Origin of the sequence: Caballeronia sp. AZ7_KS35 (assembly GCF_023631045.1) — a bacterium.
GTDB lineage: Bacteria > Pseudomonadota > Gammaproteobacteria > Burkholderiales > Burkholderiaceae > Caballeronia > Caballeronia zhejiangensis.
The window spans coordinates 201617-219856 of record NZ_JALQDV010000039.1 but is presented as its reverse complement, the minus strand read 5'-3'; the positions used below and the strand labels follow the sequence as shown (position 1 = coordinate 219856).

The window sequence follows — 18240 nt, the reverse complement described above, 5'->3', positions numbered from 1 at the left end:
ATCGCGATCGGTCATCCGATCGGCGCGTCGGGCTGCCGGATTCTCGTCACGCTGCTGCACGAAATGCAGAAGCGCGACGCGAAGAAGGGTCTGGCGTCGCTGTGCATCGGCGGCGGCATGGGTGTCGCGCTGGCGGTGGAACGTCCGTAACGAATGCAGTACGACGGCGCCGCGCGCGCGTCCCGACGCGTCATCAAAACAATATTAGCGTTGGGCAAGATGGCCGCGTCGGCGCCATTCCGAGATTCATTAACCTGAGAGAAATGACGAGGAGTATCAGCATGACTAAGCGAATCGCAGTGGTGACGGGCGGCATGGGCGGTCTGGGCGAAGCAATCAGCATGAAGCTGCACGACGCGGGTTACGCGGTCGTCGTGACGCATTCGCCGGGCAACGCGAAGGTCGGCGAATGGCTTGCGAGCATGGACCGCCAGGGCTACAACTTCCGCGCGTATGGCGTGGACGTCGCCGATTACGATTCCGCCCAGCACTGCGTGGCGAAGATCCAGGCTGAAGTCGGCCCGATCGATATCCTCGTGAACAACGCCGGTATCACCCAGGACACGACCTTCAAGAAGATGACGAAGGTGAACTGGGATTCCGTGCTGCGCACCAACCTCGACTCGGTTTTCAACATGACGAAGCCGGTCTGCGAAGAGATGGTGTCGCGCGGCTTTGGCCGCATCATCAACATTTCGTCGGTGAACGGCTCGAAAGGTCAGATCGGCCAGACGAACTATTCGGCGGCGAAGGCGGGCATGCACGGCTTCACGAAGTCGCTCGCGCTCGAAGTCGCGAAGAAGGGCGTGACGGTGAACACGATTTCGCCGGGCTATCTCGCGACCAAGATGGTGACGGCGATTCCGCAGGAGATCCTCGACACGAAGATTCTTCCGCAGATTCCGGCGGGCCGTCTCGGCAAGCCCGAGGAAGTCGCGGCGCTCGTCGCGTTCCTGTGCTCCGATGACGCGGGCTTCGTCACCGGCTCGAACATCGCGATCAACGGCGGCCAGCACATGAGCTGATGTCCGCGAGCGGCGCGTGTGTCAGCGCGCGCCGCTTCGTGTTCGCATCGAATCGATCTTCATCTGAAACACCCGTGCCATGCACAACGTCAGCGCGCGCGCACTCCTTTATAGCGTCGGTCATCTCGATTCGGCGATCGAACATCTCGAGCAAGTGCTGAGCCTCGAAGGCGCGAACTCGCTCTTCTCCAAGACATACTGGCGCGGACGCGTCGTGCAGGCGCTTTCCACACCGGGACTCGCGCCGTCGCAGCATTCGCGCCTGCAACGCCTGCTGGATCGCATCGCTCAGGCCTGAGCGGAGCAACAAAGCGCGCACGCGGTCGACCGTGAAAACGCGCGCAGGCAAGGCCCGCGCCGCCGCTTGTTCGGCCCCGTCGTGCAGCGTCATTCCTCTGATCCGTGAAGAAATTCGCGTCCGCTTGTACCATTCGGCCGTATCTCAAATTCACGGTTCGCCAGTATGTTCTCTTACATCAGATCGATGATTTCGACGCCGCGCAGGTTCGGCGCGTTCGGCGCGCTCGCGCTCGCGTGTCTGCTCGCGGCCTGCGGCACGACGAACGGCGTCACGGCCGGCGCGCAGCCCAACACCTACACCGTCACCGGCAAGGCGACGGGCACGCGCATGTCGTGGGTGACGGCGCGCAACGCGGCGATGGACGCCGCCTCCGAATACTGCAAGCAGCGCGCGCAACGCGTCGCGATCCGGTCGGAAGCGACGAGCGGCGTGCGCTCGCTTCAAGAGCAGACATCGACCGTATCGTTCAGCTGCGTGCCGGAGAACGACGCGCGCGGTTGAGCAATTCATCCGACGACATCACGGCCGCGTATTTCTGCGCCATATCGAAAAGGTTGGCGTCATGCGGCGCGAGCGCGCGATCGCCGACGCAATCGGATAGCACCACGGGACGAAAGCCGAACTGCATCGCATCGACGACGCTCGCGCGCACGCAGCCGCTCGTCACCGCGCCCGCGACGGCGAGCGTGGTGACGCCGCGCATGGTGAGCCACGCGGCGAGCGACGTGCCGAAGAACGCCGACGGCACGTTCTTGCGCACGACGAGCTCGCCGTCTTCCGGCGCGAGTTGCGGCACGATCGCGCTGTCGTGCGCGTGCTCTTTCAGCGTCAGCATGCCGGGGACTTTGAGCGAGAAGATGTTGGCATCGGCGTCGTCATCGGCATAGACAATGCGGCTATGCGCGATCGGCCAGCGCAACTCACGCGCCGCGCGCAGCAGCGGCACCGTGCGCTCGATCGCCTGCGCGATGTTGCCGCCGCCGAACACGTCCGGATTGGCGAAACCGTTCACGAAGTCGACGATCAACAGTCCGATGCGGCCTTCGATGCGAAGGTCGTTGCCGAAACCTTGCCGCTGATAAACCTCGTCGTTCATGACGTTTCCTCGATGGTTCTTCCTTCGCGCACGACGTCCACGCCGTCGAGCGAGACGGTGCAGCGGCGCAAGGGGATGTCGATATGGCAAGCCGTCGTGCGCTTGCCGCCGCCTTCGTTGTTCGGACCGAGCGAGAACAGGAAGTTGCCGTCGAACGCGCGGGCGTCCATGCCGAGCGTCGCCTCGCGATCGTAGAGACCGAGCGTCGACCAGTGCGCGCGCTTTTGCAGGCCCCAGCCGATGTGCGAGATCGCGAAGGCTTCGGGGTCGTCGAACGAGAGCATGTATTCGCGCAGGAGATCGGCATCGACGCCGCCTTCGATGCGGCGCGCGTAGCCGCCTTCGACGGTCAGCACGACCGGTTCCGTGCAATAGCTCTTCTGCGGCAGAAGGATGTCGCCGCGATCGATCACGATGCGCCCGTTCGCGCCGCCTTCGTTCGGAAAAGTGAGCGCGAAACCGCTCGGCCAATGATCCCAGCGGCCGGGTTCATCGACGAAACCATATTCGGCGATGGCCGGAAACTCGCCGAGCGGACAGCGCAGATCGGTGCCCCCTTTCGATGTGACGCGCATCTCGCGCGCCTGTTCGATGCGCTTCGCGGCGGCGAGCACGCGCCTTCTGTCGTCGAGCGACGGCGTCATGCGAACGAGCACTTCGGGCGGTTCGACGGCGAGCAGGATCTTCGTGCCCGACGCGAGAATGTCGTGTTGCTCGGGCGAAAAAAGCAGCGTCATCAGATCGAGCACGAGATCGCTTGCCTTGAGGGCCGCGATGGCCGCGCGGTTTCCGGTGAGCGGCGTTTGGCCGAGATAGGCGAGGGCGTCGCGGCTCAGCGCCTTCTCGCCGTTGACGGGCGGAAGATCGAGCCGGTTGACGATGGCGCCCATCGATTGCGTCGCAATCAAGGCGCAGGCGAGCGTTTGCGGATGCGTTGCGGCGCCGGTGAGGATCGTCACGGTCTGGCCTGCTTTCAGGCGCGACAGCGTGAGCACCTCTTTCCACGCTTGAATCAGTTGATGGTCGCTGATTGGCATGATGTGTCGCCTACGTTTCAGGTGAGTGTTGCGCCGAAGAACGAACCGAGCGCGCGATAGAAGCCTTGTTCGTCGTCCCACGGGATCATGTGGCCTGCGTTCGGCACTTTCACGACTTCGAGTTGCGGCATCAGATCGCGCATTTCTGCGATGTCTTCATCGCGGATCACGTCGCCGCGGCCGGCTGACATCAGCAGCGTGGGTTGCGTGACGTGCGGCATGTCGGCGTGGATGTCGTCCGTATGGAAGCCTTCGAAGCTCGCGCGGATCGCGCGTTCATCGCAGGTGTGCAGCCATTGCGCGCGCAGGCGCAGTTGCTCGTCGGTCCACGTCGGGCAGAACGCGCGCATGCCTTCTACGTCGATGCCTTTGCGTGCGAGCGCGATCGAATCGATGTACCACGCGAGTTGCGCGGGGTAGGCGCGACGGCCCGGGCCGGACACGGGCGGATCGATGAGCGCGAGTCGCGCGATGGACTTTGTTTGCCGTGCGGCGCGCAGGGCGATGCGTGCGCCCATCGAATGGCCGAGCACGTTGGCTTGCTTTAGGCCGATCGCTTCGATGAACGCGATGAGATCGGCGGTTTGCGCGTCGAGACTGTAATCGAGCGTCGATGAGGCTTCGGAGAGGCCGCGGCCGCGGACGTCAAGCACGTAGGTATCGAAGTGGCGGGCTAGCGTTTCGGCGACGAACCCCCAGGTGATGGCCGGGCTCGTGATGCCGGGGATTAGCACGATGGCATCGTGGGTTGCTTGCGGCCCGCCGTAGCGCAGATAGTGTTGGCGGATGCCGTTTGCGTTGATGTTTGCGCCGTAGAGTAGGGTCGATTTCATCGTGTGTCTTTCTCGTTTACTTCCGTTTTCGCCGGATCCCGTTGTCGTGGCGGTCTATTAGCACTGCCCCTGTGCGGGGCGGCACTCACTTTCTTTGCTGCTGCAAAGAAAGTAAGCAAAGAAAGCAGCTACTGATACGCCCGCGGTCACACGCAATTTGGGTAGTCCTCTCGTCGTTCGTGGGCTGCCTAAAGAGTGCCCTCATAGGCCCAACCGGGCTTGGATCGCGCACGGTCTGCCACATCGCACCACACAACAAGCTGGTTCAGCACCAAATAGCTCCAGCCCGCTTCGCGGCCGACCGGTCAATCGGGGATGCATGTGCTTCTCTACTAACGCCTCCATCTCACGGCACTCGCCGCTCGCCGGTTTCCCTTGCAGACCCGGCGACAGCGCGTAGCGCTGTGCCGAAGCTCTTTCGTGCTGAACCAGTGTCCTCAGCGTTTTCGGGCGGCGGACCGTGCGCGAGCCAAGCCCCGTTATTGTGATGAGGGCACTCTTTAGGCGAGTGCCACCGGGGACGAGAGGACTACCCAAATTGCGTGTGACCGCGGGCTTAACGAGCTGCTTTCTTTGCTTACTTTCTTTGCAGCAGCAAAGAAAGTGAGTGCCGCCCCGCACAGGGGCAACGCTAATAGACCGACGCGAAAACGGGATCCGGCGAAGAAAAAAAATCAAAAAGCCCCAGACAATAAAGCCCCGGCCCCGGGCACAACCCGCTTGAGCCCAAGCTGAGACAACATCGCAAAAGTAGTAGCGATTGCAGCAGTCACGACGGGCTTCCCGGTCAACGCCTCGACCATCGGCACAACGGACAAAGACGGCATCTGCACGCAAGCGGAGAGAACGACGACATCAGCGTCCTGATAGCGCATCGACTGCACGATAGCGGGCAGAAGAACCGGATCATGCCGCGCCACATCGAGATTGTCGGGAATCTCGAGCGCGCGATAGTCGATGACATCGAACCCTTCGCTTCGAATATAGTCGACCACAAGCTCAGTCAGCGCCTTCATATAAGGCGCCACCACGACGACGCGTTTCGCCTTCATCACCTTCAACGCATCGACCAAAGCACCAGCGCTCGTCACAACCGGCGCCTCGCCGCCATTCGCAGCCGTATGCCGGGTCAAACGCGCCTGCGATACGCGGTGATAACCGCGCCCCATCGCCATGATCGCGACGAGACACGCATAACCCAGCACATCGACGCGCGCATCGGAAAGCTCGACGGCGCAGCGGTCCGACTCAGCATCCATCGCGGCGAGCTCTTCCTTCACGACCTTCTTCATCCGCATGCGGCTCGAATGAAAGGTGAAACGCTCCGGTTCGATGGATTGACGCGCAGTCAGCATCGCCGGAATTTCGGTTTCCATCGTCGTATTCGAACTCGGGACGATCTGCCCGATGCGATAAACCTTTCCCGGCATCTCAAACCTCCGCTGAAACGTTGGACACAGCCGCGCGCGGCGCGAAATCCGTTGCGTTGTACGCATAGACCCAGTTGGCCTGAATGCCCGACGCCTGCGGATTCAGATACGACTTGAACTTGTAGATGAGATCGCGCTTTCTCTGCGCGAACGCGCTCGGCAAGTGATACGTGCGGCCCCGCTCGCGCGATTCGAGTTGCACGCGGCTCGTGCGCGGCAGACGTTCGGCCTCGTAGTCGCCCAATGCGTGCGCGATGTCCGTGCCATGCGCCGCGAGCGATTGCGCGAGCACGTAGCCATCTTCGATTGCCATCGCCGCGCCTTGCGAGAGAAACGGCAACATCGGATGCGCGGCGTCGCCGAGCAATGTGACGTTGCCACGCGACCAAGTCCGCATCGGATCGCGATCGAACAAGCCCCATTTGAAGACCGATTCCGCGCGCTCGAAAAGACGCTGCAAATTCGGATGCCAGCCTTCGAACGCGTCGAGCAATTCCTCACGGCTCGACTTCGCGTTCCACGATTCCTCGACCCAGCTCTGCGTCTCCGCGACCGCGACGATGTTCACCGCCGCGCCGCCACGCACGTAATACGTGACGACATGCGCGTGCGGCCCGAGCCAGAACGACGAATCCGGACTCACAAATTCGGGCGTCTCATCGAAGGGCACGACGGCGCGGAAGCACATGTTGCCCGTGAAGCGCGGCGCTTCGTCGCCGAAGAGCTTCGAGCGCACGATGGAACGCACGCCGTCGGCGCCGACGATCACGTCCGCTTCGAATTCGCTGCCATCGTCGAAGACGGCGACGGCGGCGTCCCTCTCCTGCCGAATGTCGATGCAACTCGTCGACAGACGCGCGGCATCGGCGGGCACGAGCGTCGTCAGCAGGCGATGCAGATCCGCGCGATGCACGTGATAGAACGGCGCGCCATACAGCTTCGGGCATTCCGAAGCGAGCGGAATGCGGAAGTTCTCGCGCGCGGTCTCCCAGTTGCGCCCGACGATCGCTTGCGGCACGAACGCGACATCGCGCAGCGCATCGCCGATGCCGAGCGCCTGCAGCACCTTCACCGCATTGGGCGTCATCTGGATGCCCGCGCCGACATCGCCGAAAACGCCCGCGCGCTCGAAAAGCCGCACCTCGATGCCGTGCCGCGCGAGCGCGCCGGTCAATGCGACCCCGCCGATTCCGCCGCCGACAACGCCGACGCGAAGTGTTCTGCTCATGATCTCGTCCTTCCGAAGATTGAGTCGTATGGATTGATGTCGATATTATATGGCCGTATAAATAAATGCAACGGCAATGACGATGCTCGTGACGGCGTGATAGGCTGCGCCCATTTCGCGGCGACCGTCCGCATACGACAAGGAAGAGTCAGGCTTTGATCAAGGCGATTTTGTGGGACATGGACGGCACGCTCGCGGAAAGCGAGTCGCTGCATCTGAAGACGTTGATCGCTGCGCTCGCGCGGCATGGCGTGGAGGCGGGCGAGGAGATGCATCCGCTCGTCTTCGGCAAGACGGGGCGGGAGGTGCATGCGCTGTGTCGTGAGCGCTTCGGCTTGACGGTCGACTTCGCGGATTGGTCGATGTTTCGCGCGCGGACGTATCTGGAGAATGCGCCCGCGCTCGTGCCGCGTCCCGGCGCGCTGGAGGTGTATCGCGCCGCGAAGGCCGCGGGCATCACGCAGGCGATCGTGTCGAATGCATCGCGCATGCTGCTCGAAGCGAATCTGCGTGCGCTCGGTATCGAAGAGCCTTCGCTCGTGAGCATCAGCGTCAACGATGTTCGCAACGGCAAGCCGAGTCCCGAGCCGTACGAGCGCGCGGCGTGGCTCTTACGGCTCACGCCCGAGGAAGTGATCGCAGTCGAGGACAGTCCGACCGGCGCGCGTGCCGCCATCGCGGCGCATATGCGCGTTCTGGCATGGCCTTTCGACGATGAAGGCGCCGCGCTTTTCCCCAGGGAAGCGCAGGTCGTGCGCTCGCCGCGCGAGTTGGCAGAGGCGCTGGGTCTCGATCCCGCGGCGCTTTGACGGCTTGCGTCAGTTGCGCGCAGCGAGATCGTTGAGCACGATCTTGTGGATGTTCGAGGCGTGCACCCATTCTCGCGCCTGACGCTCGACCAGATCCGTGAACGCGGGCGGTCCGCTGCAGTAGATTTGCGTGCAAGCGCGCGTCGGACTCATGGTGAAGGCGCTTTCCTGTGCGAAGAGATCATCGGTCAGGTCCAGATGATGGTAGATCTTGCCGTGCTCGCGCAGTGCGTCGAATTCATCGACGAACATCGCGTGGTCGGCCGCTCGCGCGAAGTGGTGCACTTCGAAGTGCCTGCCCGCCGACGCGAGCCGCTTCGCGATTCCGACGATCGACGCGGCGCCGGATTCACCGCAATAAAGAATGGATCACACGCGCTCTTTGAGCACGTCGCGTTCGATGACCGGAATCAGGTTGTCGCGCATATCTTCTCCAATAGGACCGGCATCCTCCGAGAACGGAAGATGAGGCAGTGTATGGATCGAATGGGATGGCCAAACCCGGCGGTGATCGTCGGGGCAGGCTCGCAGTCAGAGTAGGGTGGACCGCAGCCGCCGACAAGCCGCCATGACGGAATACCAGTCATACGGCCGCGCCGATAAGGAAACCGCCTGTTTTAAGGGCTCAAAACGCAACGAGCGACCACTGTGGGTCGCTCGTTGATCGTTGGGTCAGTTAAACGGGGTGACTTGCCCCGCGCAATTACATCGGGTGGGTCGCAACGAAGTTCTTGTACGACCAGTAAGCGGGCTTCGTCGTCTGACCGTCGGACTTCATCAGCCCGAAGTTGCCTTCGTTGTCGTCATAGAGCTCGAACGCCTGGATCGACTGGATGTTGTACTTCGATGCGACGCTCTGGTACTGCGCCATCATCATGCTGCCGACCATGTAGTTCGCGATCTGCTGATCCGTGCCGTAGTTCGGACGCACGCCGAATTCGCTGAGCCACACCGGCTTGCCGAACGAATGGAGAACGCCGAGCATGTCGTAACAACCCGTGCCGCCGCATGCGCGCGTCATGTTGCCCTGATCCGAATACCAGTGCCATGCGGTGATGTCCCAGCTAACCGTCGGGTGGCCGCGGGTGCCGTCCGGCTGCGAGCCGTCCATCAGCATTTGGAAGAACGCGTAGTGCAGCCACGTTCCGTTGACGACAATCTTCGCCGTGCTGTCCTTCGACTTCACGCCGGCGATGAGACCGCGGATCACGCCGCGCGCGACGACGTAGGGCTGATTCTTGTAATGCGTCCAGCTCGTGCCGTCGACGTTGCCGTTCAGCGCCGTCGCTTCGAGTTCGTTGCCGACTTCGTAGTACTTGTACTTGTACGTGCTCGCGACTTGCGCGCCGAGCGTGTAGGCCGCGTTGTACGCATCCTGTTCGTTGCTGAAGCCGGTGCCGAGCAGGATCACGGGATACACGGTCACGCCGCTCGCCGCCATCGTCTGCGCCATCTTCGCGATGACCTTCGCCGACGCCAGGTTGTATACGTCGTTACGATAGATCGTCGCGCCGATGTCCTTCAGTTGCGCGAGCTGCGTCGCCACGGGCGTCGAGTCGTACGCGCCGCCGTTCGTGTTGCGGCCGTTCGCGCCGTAGAAGATCGACGTGCTCGTCGCCGCTTTCGCCGTCGATTCCGGAGCGGCGGCGCTCTTGGCAGTCGCGTCGTCGAACGCGGTTTCACCGCCGCCGCCGCACGCGGCGAGCAGCACGCTCGTAAGCGCTGCCGTGGCGATCGCTGCGGCCTTGCGGGCCGAGAAAACGTTGAAGTTACGAAGCGAGGTCTGGTTAAGGTTCGTCATTGTGTTTAGTGGTACTAATGTACTTGCGTAAGGCTCGTAAAACCCAGAATGCTGCCCGGACCTCTTCAGTGATTCACGATGCCACTCGGAAACGTGGCGATCGTCTGATCCGTTTGTCGTCGAAATGACACTCGTTAGTCATCCAAACTACATGCTCAGGACAGACTGTTTGCTCGACGCCGAAGTTAGGCGCTAAAGGACAGACTGAACGGCACGGATTCACTGCTGGGTCCATTGCGCGATGCAGCAGGCGCTCTGGATGGCTGAGTCGAGCAAACGATTGCGTTCGCTCTCGTGGGCCTTACGAAATGACAAACCTGCTCAGTTCGAAGGCATCGTCGTCGGATAGGTAACGTTTGCGCGTTTGCAGTCAAACTTGCCGAATCGTTTCGGAGTTATTCCGCTACCTCGGCAACCGTTGCCGAAACCTGATCAACGGCTGCAAGGTTATCGTCTTATGAGATGAATGTAAACGTCTGTCACAGTAAAAAAATCTGCTGCGGCGTTGCGGTGGCAGAAAAACTTACTTCTTCGGATTCGAGTTCGGAGTCAGTAAATTCTCCCGACGGCTCTGACGGCCTCTGTTATCAGGCGGTACAGAACTCCCGGCGCTCTCCTTCGATGTTGCATCGCGGAAGCGTCGGGCCGAGATTCGAGTGCTGCGTCGATGGGTGCCTGGTCGAATTCCGATAGATGGCACTCGACGGCGGGAAGAATGACCGTTTCTGCAGTGCGCCTGCGATTCGCGCAAATCTCGACGGATTCGTCCATGATCGTGCGCAGGCCGAAGAGCGCGGGTTCGACCTTCAGCTCGAACCGCGTGAGCGCATACTTGAGATCGGTATCGCAGCGCGTTCTGTTGTATCGTTCATCAAGCTCCCGATGATGGGTTCGCATCGCGAGCAGCGGTGCGAGAGGGCGGTTCCGTTTCTTCATCGCGCGCATTCTGACCGTTGACCTGTATCAAGCTCGACGCACGCGCCGGCCGGACGACGACCCGACGCCGCAGGCACCATAACGCTTATCCATAACGCCACTGTCTTTTCAGAGGGAGATGAACGTGCGAGCTGCCGACATCATGACGACATCGATCGTTTCCGCCAGTCCCGATATGTCCGTGCGCCAGGCCGCGGGCACGATGGTATTCGCCGGCATCAGCGGCATGCCTGTGATCGACGAGGAGGGCAACCTGCTCGGCATCGTCACCGAGGGCGACCTGATGCATCGCGCGGAGATCGGGACCGGCGTCAAGCAGCGCGCGTGGTGGCTCGAACTCGTTGCATCCACGCGCGAACTGGCGAGCCAGTATGTCAAGGAGCACGCGCGCAAGGTCAGCGACGTGATGACCACCGACGTCGCGACCGTGAGCGAAACATGCCCCGTCGCCGACATCGCCGAGCTGCTCGAACGCAAGCGCATCAAGCGCGTGCCGGTGCTGCGCGACGGCAAGGTGGTCGGTGTCGTGAGCCGCGCCAATCTGATTCGCGCGCTCGTCACAATGGCGCCCGAGTTGCCCGTCGATGCCGATATCACCGATCACTCGATCCGCGAGGCGGTCATCGCGGCGATGTCGGGCCATCCGTGGGCGCTCGCTCGCGAGAACGTCATCGTCGAAAACGGGACCGTGCATCTGTGGATGACGGTCACGAACGACGACGAAGCGAAGGCCGTTCGCGTCGCGGCCGAAAACGCGCCGGGCGTGAAGGAAGTCGTCACGCACGTCGGCCCGCCGAGGGTGTAGCAGCGTCTCTTCAGATGAAGCTGGCGCCGCCGTTCACCGGAATCGTCTGTCCGGTGATGAACGCGTTGCCGATTAGCGTCATCACGACGTCCACGACTTCGTCCGCTTCTCCGAGCCGCCCGACGGGCAGCCGCTCCGCAACATTCGACGCCTTGAGCGGTTCGGCCATTTCGGTGTCGATCGGTCCGGGCGCGACGGCGTTGACGGTGATGCCATCGCGCGCGAGCCGTGCGGCGTAACCGCGCGTCAGACCTTCGAGGCCCGCCTTCGATGCGTTGTAGTGAACGCCCACCAGACCCGGCCCGCGCGCCGCCGCCGACGACAGATTGACGATGCGTCCCCAGCGCCGCGCGCGCATGCCGTTGAGCACGGCTTGCGTGCAGAGAAACGCCGACTTCAGATTGACGGCGAGCGTGCGGTCGAACTCGGCTTCGGTGAGATCGTCGATATCGATCATCGTCGCTGTGCCCGCGTTGTTCACCAAGATGTCGATGTGGCCGAGGCGTTGAACGATGTCGTCGATCATCGCGGTGACGTCGTTGCCTGTCGACACGTCGGCGCGTACCGCGATCGCGCGATTGCCGCTGCGCTCGATTTCCGCGACCACGCCGGTGGCCTCGTTTTCGCGCTGCCGATAGTTCACCGCTACCGATGCACCGGATGCGCCGAGAGCGAGCGAAATCGCGCGACCGATGCCGCGTGAGCCGCCCGTCACGAGCGCGACGCGGCCGTTCAGATCGAGAGTGTGAGAGGGCATGGCGCGATCCTTCGTCATGGGTGAGAAGGGCCCAGTTTGCGCGCGTCGTGATGATTTCGCTGATCGCGATGCGATCGATGATCGGGTATCGCGGATACGCGCGAGGCGCTCACGGCAAGTAAAGGAAAAAACCGATGCCGGGTTAAGAGCATCGGTTCTTCCTTGCGCCATGCTGCCAAGTTACCGGCCGCCGTGGCCTCCGCCGCCACCGTGACCGCCACCGCCGCCGTGACCGCCGCCGTTGCCGCCGCCGCCGTTGCCGCCACTGCCGCCGCCACCGTTGCCGCCACCGCCGTTGCCGCCACCACCGTGACCGCCGCCGCCGTTGCCGCCGCCGTTGCCGCCACCGCCGTGACCGCCGCCGCCGTTGCCGCCACCGCCGTTGCCGCCACCGTGACCGCCGCCGCCATTGCCGCCACCGCCGCTGCCACCACCGCCGTTTCCACCACCGCCGTGACCGCCGCCACCGCCGCCGTTGCCGCCACCGCCGCCGTTGCCGCCACCACCGTGACCGCCGCCGCCACCGTGACCGCCGCCGCCACCGCTACCGCCGCCGCTACCGCCGCCGCTTCCACCACCGCCGTGACCGCCGCCGCCATTGCCGCCGTTGCCACCGCCTTGACCGCCGCCACCGTGACCACCGGCTGCGCCGCCATTGCCGTTACCGCTACCGTGGCCGCCAGGCGAACCGTTGCCATGGCCGCCGTCGCCATGACCGCCGTCTCCGTGACCAACTCCGCCATGACCGCCGTCGCCATGACCATCGCCGTGGCCGTCGCCATGGCCATCGCCGTGACCTAGGCCGTGGCCGTCACCATGACCATCGCCGTGACCGTCGCCATGCCCTACGCCGTGTCCATCCCCGTGGCCATCACCGTGTCCGTCGCCGTGGCCATCACCATGACCATCGCCGTGGCCATCACCGTGTCCGTCACCATGACCATCGCCGTGGCCATCGCCATGACCATGACCGTGGCCATCACCGTCACCATCGCCGTGGCCATGTCCATGACCGTGGCCATGCCCATCGCCGTCGCCGTCACCATCGCCATCGCCATGCCCGTGCCCGTGACCATGGTGCCCATGTCCACTCGAATCGCCGCCCGAGTCCCCGCCGGAGTCGCCACCGGAATCTCCAGCGCCCTGACTGCCGTTACCTGTTCCACCCGATCCTGTGCCGGTTCCGGTGCCTCCGCCGCTCGTGCTTCCGCCAGCCCCCGCCGTCGCGCCCGGACCGCTGCTGGACGAGCCTTGACCGCCGCCCGCGCCCGCACCCGCACCCGCACCCGATCCCGAGCCACTCGAATTTCCGCCGCCCGAAGCCGCTCCAGGCGATCCCTCGCCACCGCGACCGCCCTCGAGCAACGGCACGACCGCCGACACCGTTTCGACGGTCGGATCCGTCGTCGGCGATACACGCGTCTGCGAGTCCGCCGCCGCAACCATCATCACGGCGCTCGTGCCGAGCGGCACGCATCCCTCGGAAGTCTGGTTGCAAGGATTCCCCGTCGTTTGCGCGGACGCGAAATTCGACATGGCCGCCGCGATCACGATGACGCTGAGTTTGATCGCAGTATTCAATTTGAATTTTTTAGGATTGCTCATTTGTGCCCCTTGTAGTGTTTCTTCGCCACGCGTCGGATGCAGAGTCGAACGCGATGTGGGGCAAGAATGACAGGCTGTACGGTGCGTTCTGTGCGGTAATTAACCGGACGCGAGGGCGTCGTCATTTCGCGCAGTGCGCGAGCGCTCAGAGAACGTTTGCGGACGGCCGGAAGCGTCGTAAGTTCATACGCTCGTCCCGGTCTTGCACGTCAGAATCGCGCGCAGGCGCGGCGGCCAGCCAGCAGATGCATCGCATGTCGATGAATCTTCGCGATGCCGAATGTCACGCGTTTCGCGCACCCGTTGCTGGCTTCCGTAGAAAGGTGAATGTAGGCTATCTGTATGGATGCGAAGCGTCAAACGCGCTCTGTGCCGTAGACCGCACTCCAAGCGCACGACCGGTCAATCGGACGGGGATATCGTCTCTATCCGCTGATCAAAGACCGGGATCGAGATTGGCGCAAATTTGAACTAGAGTTATTTATCGTTCGCTTTCCTGATCTATTGCATAGACGCGCGCGCATTCGTCGAAGCAAAGCGCGCAGCCAAGCATCCGACGAATCAGAACACGAACGCAAGATCGACAAGCCGGCCCAGTGTTTTTCATAAGACTTAGGAATACCAAAGAACGGCGGATCGATGCGTCAGCCGACACATCGTATCTTTCAACCGGAGGGTGTCATGAAGAGATCGAAACGAGTCGCGTGCGTGGAGGCGACGGCGCTTGTCGCTCTGTCGATGGCGAGCGCAGGCGTCGCTCATGCAGACGACGAAGCCGTGGTGAATCCGAATCCGGCGGCATCGCGCGAGGCGCCGGCGGATCTGTCGAATCTTAAGCCGGTCGTCAATGTGCTCGCGCCGCCGGACACATCCGCGATCATGCCGGAAACCAGCGCCGGGCCTTATACGCCGGGCGTCAACACGCCGGCCGGCATCGTGAGCAATGCGCAGACGAGAGCGTATGGCACCTTCGGCATACCCTATTCGACCGGCCGCGTGCAGGACGGCAACCAGAGCGCGGCGGGCACCACGAGCGCGAACTATCTCAGCACGACGTATCCGTATCGGGCGATCGGCAAGCTCACCTTCAGCGCCGGCTACTGCACCGCGAGCCTGATTCGCAGAAGTGTGATCGTCACGGCGGCGCACTGCATCCAGAGCTTCGGCAGCGGAAGTTCGCTGTTCTCGAACTGGCAATTCCGCCCCGGACACTACGGCGCGTCCGGCGCCACGTCTGCTCAGATCGCGCCTTATGGAACGTGGAACTGGGCGGCACTCGTGCGGCCATCGGCGTGGGCGAACGGCACCGATACCGGCTCGGGCTCGGCGCGCAACAACGACATCGCCGTCATCGCGATCGCGAAGAACGCGTCGAATCAGTTTATCGGCGATATCACCGGCTATTTGAGCTATGGCTGGAACAACTATTCCTTCATATCGTCGCCGAAGACCGGGAATCTTCAGACGGCCGCCGTCACGACCTTCGGCTATCCGACCTTGCTCGACGGCGGCGCGATCATGCAGCGCACCGATGGCCCGGCCTATACGACGACCGTGAGCGGCGCATCGCAACTCTGGCAGGGCAGCAATCTCACGAGCGGCGCGAGCGGCGGACCGTGGATCGTCAACTTCAGGCCGCGCGATGCCGTGCTTTCCGGGGGCGCGGTCATCGGCAATGCGTCGAATCTGTCGATCATCGGCGTGACGTCCTGGGGCTCGTCCGATCCGAACGCGATCAAGGACAACTATGCGTCGCAGTTCCGTCAGAACACGCAGTATCCGAACGCGACTTATGGCAATTACGGAGCAGGCAACATCGCGTCGCTGCTGAACACGCTGTGTTCGACCGCCGCGCCGGGCGGCGGCACGTACGCATCGCAGGGATATTGCAACTGGGCCGGTCGCGGTGGCCCGTTCGCTTCGAACGGCGCGCGGGCCACTTCGCCTTTTCCGACGAATTCGCTGGAGCATGCCTCAAACGCCCGTAGAATACGAAGCGAACCGGCTTCTCACTTCATCGGCAGCATCGCTCAGGCATGACGAAAGACGACACCACTCACGTCCGCGCACACGGCGCATCGAGCAAGCGCAAGCGGCTTGGCCGCCCGGCGGGCAATATCAATCAACGTGAGAACATCCTCGACGCAGCCGAGGTCGATTTCTCGCAGCGCGGTTACGCGGGCACATCGCTCAAGGAAGTGGCCGCGTCGTGCGGCGTCACGCAGGCGCTCATCACGTATTACTTCGGCACCAAGCAGCAGCTTTTCGAGCAGGTGTTCCTGCGCCGCGCGATGCTGATCTCCGAAGAGCGCGTGACGCTGCTCAATGAACTGATCGATGGAAAAGAGGCGAACGTGCGCGATATCGTGCGCGCGTTTCTGCTGCCGCTCGTCGCGCTGCGCAAGACGGACGGCGGCCGCGCGTTCATTCGTCTGCAGGCGCGCCTGCACACGGAGCCGCCCGAAATCTCGTACAGCCTGCGCAGCACCGCTTACGGCGATTCGACCGATGCCTACGTCGAAGCGCTGCGCGCCGCGCTGCCCGGCCTGCCCGCGAAAGATCTCTACTGGCGTGTGACCATGATGATCGGCGCATATCTCTACGCGTTCTCCGACACGCATCGTCTCGACGTGCTCGCCAAGGGCGCGTGCGATCCGTGGGACGCGAACGAAACGCTGGAGCAGTTGACGAACTTCATCGTCGGCGGTCTGGAGGCGCAGGCGAGCGCGTCATCTCCGGCCAGCGCGAAGAAGGTCGCGAAGCCGAAGACGACGCGCTCCGCACGCGCCGCATAAAAGCAAGGTTCAGCGCCGCAAACCGATTTCCATCGACTCGAGCACTTGCGCGATGGTCGAATGCATCGATGCGAGCGTCGCGCCGGGCAAGTCCGACGATGCCGTTTCGCCGATCATGTCGCGCAATGTTTCCTGTACATCCGCCGATGCCTGTTGCGGCAACGCCGCCGCGATCACGCTGAGCGCGGCGGTGAGGCCATGCAGCTTGCCGGTCAACACTTCCAGTTCCTGACTCATCTTTGCTTCCTGTCGTTTCAAAGAGATGATGCGGACCGCGCGTCGTGCGCGGCCCGCGAGAATCACGCGCGTTCCGTCTCCGGGTGCGCCTTCAGCTTGACGAACAGCGCGATGCCCGCGATCACCGAGGGCACGGCGAGCAGCGCGAACACCGCCGGCAGGCCGAGCTTCCACTGCGCGAACAATCCGCCGAGCGCGACGCCCGCGATGCCGCCGAAGCGCCCGACGCCATACATCCACGAAACGCCGGTTGCGCGGCTTTGCGTCGGGTAGAACATCGCGGCGAGCGAGGGCATCGACGATTGCGCGCCGTTCATCGTCGTGCCGGCGAGAAAGATCAGCGCGCTCACGAGCCCGATGCTGCCGATCGCCTGCCCGACCACGAAGATCAGCACGGCGGTCAGCAGATAACCGAGCATCACGACGACGTTCGCGTTCCAGCGATCCATCAGCCACCCCGATGCGATCGTGCCGATGCCGCCGCCGAGCGGAAAGAGCGCGGTGAGCAGCGCGGCGCGCTCGGGCGTGAAGCCGGCTTCGTTCATGAGCAGCGGCATCCAGCTCATCAGCAGATAGAAGATGACGAGGCCCATGAAGTACACGAGCCACAGCATCAGCGTGCCGACGACGAAATTGCGCGAGAGAATCGCGCCGACCGACGATTTCGCGTGCGTTCGCGTGCGCTCGGACAGACGAAACGAATCGATGCGCGCGAGATCGAGCGGCGCGATCCTCGAAAGCGGCGCCCAGATTTTCTCTTTGGACGCGCCGCGCTTGACGAGATAGCGCACCGATTCCGGAACGAGCATCGCGACGAACAGCGCGAGCACGAGCGGCACCACGCCGCCGACGACGAAAAGGCTATGCCATCCGAATGCGGGAATCAGCCACGATGAAATGAAGCCGCCGAGCGCCGCGCCGACCGTGAAGCCGCAATACGTCGTATTGACGATGATCGAGCGGCTCTTTGCCGGCGCGTATTCGGAGACGAGCGTGATCGCGTTCGGAATCGCCGCGCCCAGACCGATGCCGGTCAGAAAGCGCAGCGTGACGAGCGATTCGACCGAGCCGCAGAACGCGGTCGCGAGACTCATCGCGCCGAAGAAGGCGGTCGCGGCGATGAGCACCGCGCGCCGTCCGAAGCGATCCGCCGCCGGCCCGGAAACGACCGCGCCCGCCGCGAGCCCGAAGAGCGCGGCGCTTAGAACGGGCGCGAGCGCGCCCTTCGTGATGCCCCAGCCCTTGACGAGCGCCGGCGCGATATAGCCGATGGCTGCCGTGTCCATGCCGTCGATCAGCACGATCAGAAAGCACACGCCCATCAGCGTCCATTGAAAGCGCGAGAAGCGGTGCGCGTCGATGAACTCCTCGACAGGCACGCTCCCGCTCCACGCATCGCCCCGATCGGACGCCGTCGAATGCCCGGCGCGCGGCGGGAATGCCGGGCCGGTGTGAAGCTCTGCTTGCGACATGACCAACTCCTCGTTGTCGACGGCGCTTCGCCGTCCATTGTCACCAGGCCGGCGACATGCCGGTGTTCACGCG

Annotated in this window: 20 protein-coding genes and 1 pseudogene; 9 read left to right on the top strand and 12 right to left on the bottom strand. The window is 63.3% G+C overall.

Annotation, left to right across the window (positions count from 1 at the left end; translation table 11 throughout):
* The 4 genes and pseudogenes from NCT05_RS25135 to NCT05_RS25120 form a co-directional block, all read left to right on the top strand.
* Positions 1-150, top strand: a pseudogene (locus NCT05_RS25135) (acetyl-CoA C-acetyltransferase); the annotation flags it as partial.
* 131 nt (positions 151-281) lie between these two features.
* Entirely contained in the window at positions 282-1025 is a 744-nt protein-coding gene (phbB, locus tag NCT05_RS25130) for an acetoacetyl-CoA reductase (protein ID WP_008349175.1), read from the top strand.
* A gap of 79 nt (positions 1026-1104) precedes the next feature.
* On the top strand, positions 1105-1323 hold the full coding sequence (locus NCT05_RS25125) for a hypothetical protein (protein ID WP_008349174.1): 219 nt from the start codon (positions 1105-1107) through the stop codon (positions 1321-1323).
* Positions 1324-1488: 165 nt separating this feature from the next.
* Entirely contained in the window at positions 1489-1827 is a 339-nt protein-coding gene (locus NCT05_RS25120) for a hypothetical protein (protein WP_008349173.1), read from the top strand.
* Here NCT05_RS25120 and NCT05_RS25115 read toward each other — a convergent pair.
* The 5 genes from NCT05_RS25115 to NCT05_RS25095 all read right to left on the bottom strand — a co-directional run bounded on the left by NCT05_RS25115 (position 1793) and on the right by NCT05_RS25095 (position 6950).
* Positions 1793-2422: an isochorismatase family protein gene (locus NCT05_RS25115; RefSeq protein ID WP_250503417.1), complete on the bottom strand. Its 630-nt coding sequence runs from the start codon at positions 2420-2422 to the stop codon at positions 1793-1795. The genes NCT05_RS25120 and NCT05_RS25115 overlap by 35 nt on opposite strands.
* A complete protein-coding gene (locus NCT05_RS25110; protein WP_250503416.1) occupies positions 2419-3459 on the bottom strand; it encodes a 2,5-dihydroxypyridine 5,6-dioxygenase NicX family protein in 1041 nt (346 codons plus the stop codon). The genes NCT05_RS25115 and NCT05_RS25110 overlap by 4 nt, the downstream gene beginning before the upstream one ends.
* Before the next feature lie 17 nt (positions 3460-3476).
* Positions 3477-4292 (bottom strand): alpha/beta fold hydrolase, encoded by an 816-nt coding sequence (locus tag NCT05_RS25105; protein WP_250503415.1) that lies wholly within the window; start codon positions 4290-4292, stop codon positions 3477-3479.
* 674 nt (positions 4293-4966) lie between these two features.
* Positions 4967-5722 carry a maleate cis-trans isomerase family protein gene (locus tag NCT05_RS25100; RefSeq protein ID WP_275445957.1) on the bottom strand — a complete coding sequence of 252 codons (756 nt, stop codon included), beginning with the start codon at positions 5720-5722 and terminating at the stop codon, positions 4967-4969.
* 1 nt (position 5723) lies between these two features.
* Positions 5724-6950: an FAD-dependent monooxygenase gene (locus tag NCT05_RS25095; protein WP_008349167.1), complete on the bottom strand. Its 1227-nt coding sequence runs from the start codon at positions 6948-6950 to the stop codon at positions 5724-5726.
* Positions 6951-7105: 155 nt separating this feature from the next.
* On the opposite strand from NCT05_RS25095, the gene NCT05_RS25090 reads away from it, so the two are divergent.
* Positions 7106-7759 carry an HAD family hydrolase gene (locus NCT05_RS25090; protein ID WP_175982102.1) on the top strand — a complete coding sequence of 218 codons (654 nt, stop codon included), beginning with the start codon at positions 7106-7108 and terminating at the stop codon, positions 7757-7759.
* Between the two features lie 9 nt (positions 7760-7768).
* On the opposite strand, the gene NCT05_RS25085 is transcribed toward NCT05_RS25090, so the two are convergent.
* From NCT05_RS25085 to NCT05_RS25075, 3 genes are all read right to left on the bottom strand, one after another.
* Complete coding sequence (locus tag NCT05_RS25085) at positions 7769-8044, bottom strand: ferredoxin reductase domain-containing protein (RefSeq protein WP_250503414.1); 276 nt, start codon at positions 8042-8044, stop codon at positions 7769-7771.
* Between the two features lie 418 nt (positions 8045-8462).
* Positions 8463-9560, bottom strand: coding sequence for a glycosyl hydrolase (locus tag NCT05_RS25080; RefSeq protein ID WP_175982103.1), 1098 nt, complete (start codon positions 9558-9560; stop codon positions 8463-8465).
* Positions 9561-10109: 549 nt separating this feature from the next.
* On the bottom strand, positions 10110-10496 hold the full coding sequence (locus NCT05_RS25075; RefSeq protein ID WP_250503413.1) for a hypothetical protein: 387 nt from the start codon (positions 10494-10496) through the stop codon (positions 10110-10112).
* Positions 10497-10614: 118 nt separating this feature from the next.
* Here NCT05_RS25075 and NCT05_RS25070 point away from each other — a divergent pair, with 118 nt between their 5' ends.
* The gene (locus tag NCT05_RS25070) at positions 10615-11301 is read left to right on the top strand and encodes a CBS domain-containing protein (RefSeq protein WP_008349162.1); all 687 of its coding nucleotides are present in this window, start codon (positions 10615-10617) and stop codon (positions 11299-11301) included.
* Positions 11302-11311: 10 nt separating this feature from the next.
* Here the strand turns inward: NCT05_RS25070 and NCT05_RS25065 are convergent, their stop codons facing one another.
* Complete coding sequence (locus NCT05_RS25065; RefSeq protein WP_250503412.1) at positions 11312-12058, bottom strand: SDR family NAD(P)-dependent oxidoreductase; 747 nt, start codon at positions 12056-12058, stop codon at positions 11312-11314.
* Between the two features lie 210 nt (positions 12059-12268).
* Here NCT05_RS25065 and NCT05_RS36840 point away from each other — a divergent pair, with 210 nt between their 5' ends.
* Positions 12269-12859 (top strand): hypothetical protein, encoded by a 591-nt coding sequence (locus tag NCT05_RS36840; RefSeq protein ID WP_284507568.1) that lies wholly within the window; start codon positions 12269-12271, stop codon positions 12857-12859.
* Positions 12860-12903: 44 nt separating this feature from the next.
* Here the strand turns inward: NCT05_RS36840 and NCT05_RS25055 are convergent, their stop codons facing one another.
* Complete coding sequence (locus tag NCT05_RS25055) at positions 12904-13143, bottom strand: hypothetical protein (protein WP_250503420.1); 240 nt, start codon at positions 13141-13143, stop codon at positions 12904-12906.
* Positions 13144-14344: 1201 nt separating this feature from the next.
* On the opposite strand from NCT05_RS25055, the gene NCT05_RS25050 reads away from it, so the two are divergent.
* Positions 14345-15703 carry a trypsin-like serine peptidase gene (locus NCT05_RS25050; protein ID WP_250503411.1) on the top strand — a complete coding sequence of 453 codons (1359 nt, stop codon included), beginning with the start codon at positions 14345-14347 and terminating at the stop codon, positions 15701-15703.
* Positions 15700-16458, top strand: a complete 759-nt coding sequence (locus tag NCT05_RS25045; RefSeq protein ID WP_175982681.1) for a TetR/AcrR family transcriptional regulator — start codon at positions 15700-15702, stop codon at positions 16456-16458. The genes NCT05_RS25050 and NCT05_RS25045 overlap by 4 nt, the downstream gene beginning before the upstream one ends.
* A 9-nt stretch (positions 16459-16467) precedes the next feature.
* On the opposite strand, the gene NCT05_RS25040 is transcribed toward NCT05_RS25045, so the two are convergent.
* Together NCT05_RS25040 and NCT05_RS25035 are read right to left on the bottom strand one after the other, a co-directional pair.
* The gene (locus tag NCT05_RS25040; protein WP_250503410.1) at positions 16468-16695 is read right to left on the bottom strand and encodes a hypothetical protein; all 228 of its coding nucleotides are present in this window, start codon (positions 16693-16695) and stop codon (positions 16468-16470) included.
* A gap of 62 nt (positions 16696-16757) precedes the next feature.
* A complete protein-coding gene (locus NCT05_RS25035) occupies positions 16758-18167 on the bottom strand; it encodes an aromatic acid/H+ symport family MFS transporter (RefSeq protein WP_250460637.1) in 1410 nt (469 codons plus the stop codon).
* Positions 18168-18240: the final 73 nt, after the last annotated feature.

Coding starts and splice junctions, on each gene's coding strand:
- NCT05_RS25075 (WP_250503413.1), bottom strand. CDS start 10,496: ATGAAGAAACGGAACCGCCCTCTCGCACCGCTGCTCGCGATGCGAACC.
- NCT05_RS25105 (WP_250503415.1), bottom strand. CDS start 4,292: ATGAAATCGACCCTACTCTACGGCGCAAACATCAACGCAAACGGCATC.
- NCT05_RS25080 (WP_175982103.1), bottom strand. CDS start 9,560: ATGACGAACCTTAACCAGACCTCGCTTCGTAACTTCAACGTTTTCTCG.
- NCT05_RS25045 (WP_175982681.1), top strand. CDS start 15,700: ATGACGAAAGACGACACCACTCACGTCCGCGCACACGGCGCATCGAGC.
- NCT05_RS25110 (WP_250503416.1), bottom strand. CDS start 3,459: ATGCCAATCAGCGACCATCAACTGATTCAAGCGTGGAAAGAGGTGCTC.
- NCT05_RS25100 (WP_275445957.1), bottom strand. CDS start 5,722: ATGCCGGGAAAGGTTTATCGCATCGGGCAGATCGTCCCGAGTTCGAAT.
- NCT05_RS25035 (WP_250460637.1), bottom strand. CDS start 18,167: ATGTCGCAAGCAGAGCTTCACACCGGCCCGGCATTCCCGCCGCGCGCC.
- NCT05_RS25055 (WP_250503420.1), bottom strand. CDS start 13,143: ATGGGCACCATGGTCACGGGCACGGGCATGGCGATGGCGATGGTGACG.
- NCT05_RS25040 (WP_250503410.1), bottom strand. CDS start 16,695: ATGAGTCAGGAACTGGAAGTGTTGACCGGCAAGCTGCATGGCCTCACC.
- NCT05_RS25095 (WP_008349167.1), bottom strand. CDS start 6,950: ATGAGCAGAACACTTCGCGTCGGCGTTGTCGGCGGCGGAATCGGCGGG.
- NCT05_RS25070 (WP_008349162.1), top strand. CDS start 10,615: ATGAACGTGCGAGCTGCCGACATCATGACGACATCGATCGTTTCCGCC.
- NCT05_RS25120 (WP_008349173.1), top strand. CDS start 1,489: ATGTTCTCTTACATCAGATCGATGATTTCGACGCCGCGCAGGTTCGGC.
- NCT05_RS25125 (WP_008349174.1), top strand. CDS start 1,105: ATGCACAACGTCAGCGCGCGCGCACTCCTTTATAGCGTCGGTCATCTC.
- NCT05_RS25115 (WP_250503417.1), bottom strand. CDS start 2,422: ATGAACGACGAGGTTTATCAGCGGCAAGGTTTCGGCAACGACCTTCGC.
- NCT05_RS25065 (WP_250503412.1), bottom strand. CDS start 12,058: ATGCCCTCTCACACTCTCGATCTGAACGGCCGCGTCGCGCTCGTGACG.
- NCT05_RS25050 (WP_250503411.1), top strand. CDS start 14,345: ATGAAGAGATCGAAACGAGTCGCGTGCGTGGAGGCGACGGCGCTTGTC.
- phbB (WP_008349175.1), top strand. CDS start 282: ATGACTAAGCGAATCGCAGTGGTGACGGGCGGCATGGGCGGTCTGGGC.